We start from the raw sequence: 6897 nt of genomic DNA, 5'->3' as shown, positions 1-6897 counted from the left end.
AAATACTATATCGGCATGGCGAAAGAGCTGGAAGCGGCGGGCGCCCATATCCTCGGCCTCAAGGACATGGCGGGCCTTCTGAAACCGGCCGCCGCGCGTCAGCTGATCTCGGCGCTCAAGGAAGAGGTCGATATCCCGATCCACTTCCACACCCATGACACCTCTGGCATCGCAGGCGCGACGATCCTTGCTGCCGCCGATGCGGGCGTCGATGCGGTGGACGCGGCGATGGACGCGTTCTCGGGCGGCACTTCGCAGCCCTGCCTCGGCTCCATCGTGGAGGCGCTGGCCCATACCGAGCGCGATACCGGCCTCGATATTCACGCGATCCGGATGATCTCGAACTACTGGGAGGCCGTGCGCCACCAATACGCGGCCTTCGAGAGCGGTCTCGAGGCTCCCGCCTCCGAGGTCTACCTGCACGAAATGCCCGGCGGCCAGTTCACCAACCTCAAGGCGCAGGCGCGCTCGCTGGGGCTGGAAGAGCGTTGGCACGAGGTGGCGCAGGCCTATGCCGATGCCAACCAGATCTTCGGCGATATCGTAAAGGTCACGCCGTCCTCGAAAGTCGTAGGCGACATGGCGCTGATGATGGTCGCGCAGGGCCTGTCCAAGGAAGACGTGCTCGATCCGGCCAAGGACGTCTCCTTCCCGGATTCGGTCATCGACATGATGCGCGGCAATCTCGGCCAACCGCCCGGCGGCTGGCCCGAGGGGATCGTGGCGAAGGTGCTCAAGGGCGAAACGCCTTCGACCGAGCGTCCCGGTAAAAACCTGCCCCCGGTGGATCTGGAAGCCGCCCGCAAGGAGGCCTCCGAACAGCTCGACGGGCGCGAGATCGATAACGAGGATCTGGCGGGTTACCTGATGTATCCCAAGGTCTTCACCGATTACGCAAGTCGCCACGAAGCCTATGGCCCGGTGCGCACCCTGCCGACCCCGGTCTTCTTCTACGGGATGGAGCCGCAGGACGAGATTTCCGCCGAGATCGACCCCGGCAAAACGCTGGAGATCCGCTATCTCACCACCGGCGACACCGACGAGCTGGGCGAGGTGAAAGTCTATTTCGAGCTCAACGGCCAGCCCCGCGCCGTGCGCGTTCCGAACCGCGCGGTGAAGGCGACGACCGCGGCGAAACCGAAGGCCGAGGCGGGTAACCCGGATCATATCGGTGCGCCTATGCCGGGTTCGATCGCCTCGATCGCGGTCAATGTCGGCCAGAAGGTGAAGCCGGGCGATATGCTCCTGACCATCGAGGCGATGAAGATGGAAACCGGCATCCACTCCGAGCGCGACGCCACCGTGAAAGCGATCCACGTTTCGCCGGGCGCCCAGATCGACGCGAAGGATTTGCTGATCGAGCTGGAGTAAACCGATCCTGATCGAGACCGAACCGCGCGCCAAGGCCCCGCCCCGGCGCGCGGTTTCATTTTCGGACCGACCGTGGAGTTCGAGGGGACTGCCCCGCGCCCGCACGGGATATTTAGGTTCATTGGAAGCGAAAAACGCCCGGCTCTAGCCTCAGAGGGGAGGGAAAGCCGGGCGTCTCGCACTGCGCGGCAATCGGCATCCCGCCTGCACCGCAGCGGCAGCATAGACGGACCGAGGTTTAGTAATTATTTCGGCCTTCCAATTGCTTGATATTCCCCTGGGGCGTGAGACGGAGTGAGAATTCGTCGTTTCAAACGACACGACCCCGAACACTGAATAGCCTGGACTGAGGGACGGCGGGCGCCAGTCCCCGCACCTCAGAACAATTCCGACCCGGGGCGCGAGGAGACCTCCAGAAGACCCATCACGTAGCCCGCGACGGAGCGGAAGGAGACCAGCGAGATCTCGTCTTCCCCCGATCGCCAGAACGCCGCCGCCACTTGTGCCGCACGGGAGCGGCGGATTTCGCCTTTGGGTAGAGTCGCGACATCGGCGGGGGAAAGCTTCATCACCACTTGGTCGGCCTTCTCGCCGCGGATGGTGAACATCGCGCGGGCGTCAGAGACGTTGACGACCAGCGCATGCTCTGCGGCAAGCGCCTCGGCCAGCCGGTCGGTAAGCGCGGGCGCCTCGTCATGGGCGCAGATCAGCAACAGCTCATCCGGGCTCATCCACGCGATGGAGCGCCCGTCGACGGTCTCGATCCGGCGCGGACCGGGGACGGGCAGCCCCTCGGCCTTGAGCGCCTTAGCCAGCGCCTTCGCGCCCAGATCGCAGCGGATGGAGATCATGCCCACCAGTCCGGCCTCGGACACGGTGACGAAACCTTCGTGGCTCTGCCCGGAAAGGGCGCTGACGGCCTCAGACATTCTGCTTCTCCCCGTCTTTGTCGTAGAAGACCGGATCGACGATCCGCGCCTTGACCATGTCCTCGCCCTCACCGGTGAACTCGATCACCTCGCCCATCCGGTCGGGCCCGTTCAGCACCAGCCCCATTGCGATGCCTTTGCCGATCGTCGGCGAGTAATAGGTCGAGGTGACGCGGCCTTGCGTGTTGCGCTGACCGTTGGCGTTGAACCCGTCCGCGGGCGCGTGGCTGCCATCGGGGATCACCGATCCGTCGAGCGTCTCGAGGCCGACGAGCTTCCAGCGGTTCGGGTCGGTCATGTGGGACCGCTCCTGCGCGCGCTTGCCCAGATAGTCGGTCTTCTTCTTCGAGATCGCCCAGTTGAGGCCCAGATCCTGCGGGATCACGGTGCCGTCGGTCTCGTCGCCGATCATGATGAAGCCCTTCTCGGCGCGCATCACGTGCAGCGCCTCGGTGCCGTAGGGCATCACGCCAAGCGCTTCGCCCTCGGTCATCAGTTTCTCCCACAGCGCGAGGCCCTGCGACGCGGGAACCGCGATCTCGTAGCTCAGCTCGCCCGAGAAGGAGATGCGGAAGATGCGCGCGTCGAAACCGCCCAGCGTGCCGTCCGCCCATTGCATGAAGGGCAGCGTCTCCTTGCTGACATCCATGCCACCCAGTCGCTCCAGCAGTTCGCGCGACTTCGGGCCGACGACGGCGATCTGGGCATATTGCTCGGTCAGGTTGGCGGTGTAGACCTTCCAGTCCCACCACTCGCATTGCAGCCAGTCTTCCATCCAGCCATGGATGTGATCCGCCCCGCCCGAGGTCGTGTGGCACAGCCACGTATCTTCGGACAGGCGCGCCACGACCCCGTCATCCATCAGGAAGCCGTTCTCGTTGCACATCAGCCCGTAGCGGCATTTGCCGACTTTCAGCGTCGACATCATGTTGGTGTAGAGCATGTCGAGGAATTTCCCCGCATCCGGCCCTTTCACCACGATCTTGCCCAGCGTCGAGGCGTCGAGCATGCCCACATTCTTGCGGGTATTGGTGATCTCGCGATTGACCGCCTCGCGGTGGCTCTCGCCCGATTTCGGGTAGCAATAGGGACGACGCCAATGGCCGACCGGCTCCCAATGCGCGCCCTTGGCTTCGTGCCAGGACTGGATCGGGGTGCGGCGCAGCGGCTGGAACAGCTCGCCCTTGGCTTCCGCCGTCACGGCGCCGAGCGAAATCGGCGTGTAGGGCGGGCGGAAGGTGGTCGTGCCAGTGGCCGGGATCGGTTGGCCAAGCGCATTCGAGAGAATAGCGAGTCCGTTGATATTGCTCAGCTTTCCCTGATCGGTCGCCATACCGAGCGTGGTGTAGCGCTTGGTATGTTCGACCGACTCGTAGCCCTCGCGGGCGGCCAGCTGCACATCGGAGACCTTCACGTCGTTCTGGTAGTCGAGGAAGCTCTTGAAGCGCAGCGCATCGGGCGCGCCCGCGGGCATCATCCAGACGGGGGCGAGCGGCGCTTCCTCCTCGGAAGCCGCGCCGATGCCCAGACCGCCCATCGCCTCGGAGAGCGTCAGATCGCCATTGGCGGCCCCCACGACCGTCGCCATGCCGGTCCCATCCGCGCCGGTCGGCGGACGGTTCGGATCGGGGCGGAACATCGCACGCGCATCGTCCCAGGTCAGCTTGCCGCCGCAATGCGACCACAGGTGCACGACCGGCGACCAGCCGCCCGACATCGCGACGCAATCGCAGTCGATCGTCTCGACCGCCCCGCCCTCGCCTGCCTGTGCGCAGATCTCGACGCCGGAGACGCGTTTGCGACCGAGCACTTTCGCGATGCCGCGGCCTTCAAGCACACGCACACCGCGCGCCTTCACGGCTTCGGGCAGCGCGCCATGGGTTTCCTCACGCGCATCGACGACGGCCGAGATCGTCAGCCCCGCATCGAGGATCGCGAGCGCCGTGCGATAGGCGTCGTCGTTGTTGGTCACGATCACCGTGCGATCGCCGGGCGAGACCGCCCAGTTCACGATGTAATCGCGCACCGCCGAGGCCAGCATCACGCCGGGCACGTCGTTGCCCGCGAAAGCAAGCGGGCGTTCGATCGCGCCGGTCGCGGTGATCGTGTGGCCTGCACGGATGCGCCAGAGCCGGTGGCGCGGACGGCCATCGCCGGGAGTGGTGTCGGCGAGGTTCTCGTAGCCGATGACATAGCCATGATCGTGCAGGCCCGCCGCCATCAGGCGGGTCCGCATCGTGACATTCTCCATCGAGGACAGTTCGACCAGCGCGCTGTCGATCCAATTCTGCGCGTCGTGACCGTCGATTTGACCGCCATCGACCGGCGTGCGCCCGCCCCAGTTGGGGGTCTGCTCGATCAGCCAGACGCGTTTACCGGCGCGGCCTTCCTTGAGCGCCGCGGCAAGACCCGCCACACCGCCGCCCACGACGAGCACGTCGCAATGGGCGTAGACCTGCTCGTAGCGATCCGGGTCGGCCTCTTTCGGCACGCCGCCCAAGCCCGCCGATTTGCGGATGATCGGCTCGAACAGGTGCTTCCACGCAGCCCGCGGTGCCATGAAGGTCTTGTAGTAGAAACCCGCAGGCAGGAATTTGTAGAAGGTGTTGTTGATCTCGCCGATGTCGAAGTCGAGCGACGGCCAGTGGTTCTGGCTGGTGGTCTCGGCCCCCTCGAACAGCTCGGTTGTGGTGGTCCGCTGATCGGGCTCGAACCGCGCGTTGCGGCCCAGACCGACGAGCGCGTTCGGCTCTTCCGCGCCCGAGGCCACGATGCCGCGCGGGCGGTGATATTTGAACGACCGGCCCACCATGACCTGACCGCCGCCCAGCAGTGCCGAGGCCAGCGTATCGCCCGCAAAGCCACGCATCGGCTTGCCGTTGAAGGTGAAGGCGAGCGGTTTCGCGCGGTCGATCAGACGACCACCCTTGGAAAGACGCGTGCTCATTTATAGCCCTCCCAGTCGGGGCGTTTCGCTTTGATCTTCGCGATCACATCGGCGGGGGGCTCGGTGGTCTGCGCCTTGTAGGTCGCAAATACCTCGAGCGTGCCCGTGTCTCGCGCCGCCAGGAACCACTTGCCGCAGCCATAGGCATGGCGCCAGCGCTCGAAATGGACACCTTTCGGGTTCTTGCGGGCGAACAGGTATCCCTCGAACTCGTCATCCGACGAGCCCGGCCCGAAGCGCTTGAGATGCGCCTCTCCGCCCGGGGCGAATTCGGTTTCCTCGGCGGTGACGCCGCAGCAGGGACAGGTGAGGGTCAGCATGTCGGATGCACCTCTTTACTGGAGAGCGCCGGGAGGGATTTGAAGCAGGTCGAAAGGGAGGTCGTCTTCATCAGTGCGCCACCCCTGCGGCGACGCTTTCGTCGATGAAGCGGCCTTCCTTGAAACGGTCGAGCCCGAATTGGTCGGTCAGCGGCGAGTGGCCGCGTGCGATCAGCTCGGCCATGCCATAGCCCGAGCCCGGGATCGCCTTGAACCCGCCCGTGCCCCAGCCGCAATTGACGAAGATGCCCTCGACCGGCGTTTTCGACAGGATGGGCGAGCGGTCGCCGGTCATGTCCACGATGCCGCCCCATTGGCGCAACATCTTGAGGCGCGAGATGATCGGGAAGGTCTCGACCAGCGCGCGGGTGGTTTCCTCGACATGGTGCCACGAGCCGCGTTGGGTGTAGTTATTGAACCCGTCCGTGCCGCCGCCGATCACCATCTCGCCCTTGTCGGATTGCGACATGTAGCCGTGCACGGTGTTGGCCATCACGACCACATCCATGCAGGGTTTGATCGGCTCGGACACCCACGCCTGCAGCGCCACGCTCTCGATCGGCAGACGGAAGCCCGCCATTTCGGCCAGGACCGAGGAATGCCCCGCGACGATGATGGCGAGCTGTTCGCAGTCGATCTCGCCCTTGGTGGTCGAGATGCCCTGCACCTTGCCGCCTTCGGTGCGCACACCGGTCACTTCGCATTTCTGGATGATGTCCATGCCCATGTCCGAGCACGCCCGCGCATAGCCCCAGGCTACCGCGTCGTGCCGCGCCGTGCCGCCGCGCTTTTGCAGCAGAGCGCCCAACACCGGGTAACGCGGCCCGTCGATATTGATGATCGGCACCAGCTCCTTGACCTGCTCCGGTCCGATCCATTCGGTGTCGATGCCCTGCAGGCGGTTGGCGTGCACCGTGCGCTTGTAGCCGCGCACCTCGTGCTCGGTCTGGCCCAGCATCAAAAGACCGCGCGGCGAGAACATCACGTTGTAGTTCAGATCCTGGCTCAGATCCTCGTACAGCGCGCGGGCTTTCTCGTAGATCGCCGCCGACGGATCCTGCAGGTAGTTCGAGCGGATGATCGTGGTGTTGCGGCCGGTATTGCCGCCGCCCAGCCAGCCCTTCTCGATCACCGCGACATCGGTGATCCCATGCACCTTGCCAAGGTAATAGGCGGTGGCGAGGCCATGCCCCCCTGCCCCCACGACAATGACCTTGTAGCGTTTCTTCGGCTCGGGCGAGCGCCAGGCCCGCTCCCAACCGCGATGGAAGCGCATCGCCTCACGCGCAACGGCAAACATCGAATAGCGTTTCATGAGCGCGCCTCCGAG

Annotated in this window: 5 protein-coding genes; 1 reads left to right on the top strand and 4 read right to left on the bottom strand. The window is 65.1% G+C overall.

Annotated features, from left to right (window positions below; translation table 11 throughout):
• A partial coding sequence (locus tag B6V72_RS06130; RefSeq protein WP_146696173.1) for a biotin/lipoyl-containing protein occupies positions 1 to 1371 on the top strand: 1371 nt, incomplete at its 5' end.
• Between the two features lie 377 nt (positions 1372 to 1748).
• On the opposite strand, the gene B6V72_RS06125 is transcribed toward B6V72_RS06130, so the two are convergent.
• From B6V72_RS06125 to B6V72_RS06110, 4 genes are all read right to left on the bottom strand, one after another.
• Positions 1749 to 2300, bottom strand: coding sequence for a sarcosine oxidase subunit gamma family protein (locus B6V72_RS06125; RefSeq protein WP_088735078.1), 552 nt, complete (start codon positions 2298 to 2300; stop codon positions 1749 to 1751).
• A complete protein-coding gene (locus tag B6V72_RS06120; protein WP_088735077.1) occupies positions 2293 to 5247 on the bottom strand; it encodes a sarcosine oxidase subunit alpha family protein in 2955 nt (984 codons plus the stop codon). The genes B6V72_RS06125 and B6V72_RS06120 overlap by 8 nt, the downstream gene beginning before the upstream one ends.
• The gene (locus B6V72_RS06115) at positions 5244 to 5567 is read right to left on the bottom strand and encodes a sarcosine oxidase subunit delta (protein ID WP_088720084.1); all 324 of its coding nucleotides are present in this window, start codon (positions 5565 to 5567) and stop codon (positions 5244 to 5246) included. Before B6V72_RS06115 ends, B6V72_RS06120 begins: the two co-directional genes overlap by 4 nt.
• Positions 5568 to 5637: 70 nt before the next feature.
• A complete protein-coding gene (locus B6V72_RS06110; RefSeq protein WP_075776998.1) occupies positions 5638 to 6882 on the bottom strand; it encodes a sarcosine oxidase subunit beta family protein in 1245 nt (414 codons plus the stop codon).
• Between the last annotated feature and the right edge of the window lie 15 nt (positions 6883 to 6897).

The sequence above is a fragment of the Thioclava sp. F34-6 genome (assembly GCF_002213235.1).
GTDB classification, from domain to species: domain Bacteria; phylum Pseudomonadota; class Alphaproteobacteria; order Rhodobacterales; family Rhodobacteraceae; genus Thioclava; species Thioclava nitratireducens.
Note: the sequence above shows the minus strand (reverse complement) of the source record. Positions and strands in the feature narration are given on the sequence as shown.

Coding starts and splice junctions, on each gene's coding strand:
- B6V72_RS06125 (WP_088735078.1), bottom strand. CDS start 2,300: ATGTCTGAGGCCGTCAGCGCCCTTTCCGGGCAGAGCCACGAAGGTTTC.
- B6V72_RS06110 (WP_075776998.1), bottom strand. CDS start 6,882: ATGAAACGCTATTCGATGTTTGCCGTTGCGCGTGAGGCGATGCGCTTC.
- B6V72_RS06120 (WP_088735077.1), bottom strand. CDS start 5,247: ATGAGCACGCGTCTTTCCAAGGGTGGTCGTCTGATCGACCGCGCGAAA.
- B6V72_RS06115 (WP_088720084.1), bottom strand. CDS start 5,567: ATGCTGACCCTCACCTGTCCCTGCTGCGGCGTCACCGCCGAGGAAACC.